The organism is Alteromonas sp. CH_MED4-4 (assembly GCF_037029575.1).
Taxonomy (GTDB): domain Bacteria; phylum Pseudomonadota; class Gammaproteobacteria; order Enterobacterales; family Alteromonadaceae; genus Alteromonas; species Alteromonas macleodii.
Window position 1 is genome coordinate 1 of sequence record NZ_JAYMEU010000078.1, and the last position, 1,298, is coordinate 1,298.

A 1,298-nucleotide genomic window follows, 5' to 3' on the forward strand; every position below is an offset into this window, starting at 1 on the left:
CAAGAAAATAAAGCGCTCAAGAGAGGTACAGGCTCTTATTCGATACCGTTTAGAGGCTCTATCTTCGGGGAAATCGAGACAGCAAAAGTATTAAGTAAGCTCAATGCCGAATCAGTTGATGTAATTTGGTTAGGCTCAAATCCTAATGTTCCTGAATCTCTCGACGCTATTTTGTCTCCTTCCTCCCCTTCCCACTACGAGGGTTTTGTGCAACAAGCCATGAACGACAATTTCAGCGAAGCGTACAAAAATAGCGAAGGTGCGAATGTCCCATTGTGGGATCCTATTAACAAGCCAAACAACAAGTGGCAATTCTACTCAGAGATATTCAACAAGCGGTTTGGTGAACACAAAACGCTCATGGCTAACATAGTGCTGTGGGGAAGTAAGGATTTTAAAAGCTTCACTTCTCAGTTGGCTAAATACGATAAAGCGCTTTTAGAGAGAGCTATTCAGTTTTCTTACGAGCTGAACAATCAGATAATCGAGTACTTCAAGCCAAAAGTTGTTCTTGTTCCCAAGAGCTCTAATAGCCCATCATCAAAGAATTGGCTACTACACTCTTCAAACTTAACAGACATACAGCATCACGAAGTGAGAGGTAAAGTAACGTTCAAGTTTTCAGTAGGTAGCCTGCAAAAAGGCGATTTTAAAACAACTGTAATATCAGCCCCCCACCCTTCATACACACCAAGAATTGGTCGTGAATTTAGAGAGTCTGCGCAAAACGCTATCTTCACAGTATTACAAAATTGCTGATACTTATTAATCTACTTCATAAACAAAAACTAATTTTGCATTTGTTAGCATCTTTAGTTGATGAGTTTATCGCACGAGAGTTACATGATAGAACTTAAGATTTTGGGATCCTTTATTACCGCTAGTGCAACTATTTTAGTAGCCTTAGCAACATATATATGGAAAATTCAGAGAGAAAAAAAAGAAAGTAATCGAACAATAATTTATTTACTCCTTGAGTTACGCAATGTATTTATCAATTCAGTAATTAATACAGATCGCGCGATTGACGGTTACTTGAAGCTGTATTTAGAGAAATTGAATGACCAAGCATTCTCGCCTAAAGATAAATCAGCATTCGAAGCAGAGCTACGAATTGCCCTTGAGAAAGCATTTAATTCGTTAATCATTGATATGAAGGAAGAACTGCGAGTAGATTTCTCCTCTCAGTTTGACAGCGCTATTTTAGAGCTTTCAAAACATGACCCAATACTTGCTTACCGATTGCAGAAAAACATAAAAATTGAAAAAACTTTCGAGGTAATAGAGAATCATCTAAC

At 37.9% G+C, this 1,298-nt stretch carries 1 protein-coding gene and 1 pseudogene; both read left to right on the forward strand.

The features are described from left to right. On the forward strand, window positions 1-759 hold a 759-nt coding region (locus WA381_RS20950; RefSeq protein WP_336146767.1), incomplete at its 5' end, for a hypothetical protein. 84 nt (window positions 760-843) lie between these two features. Then, window positions 844-1,298 (forward strand): annotated as a pseudogene (locus tag WA381_RS20955) (hypothetical protein); the annotation flags it as partial.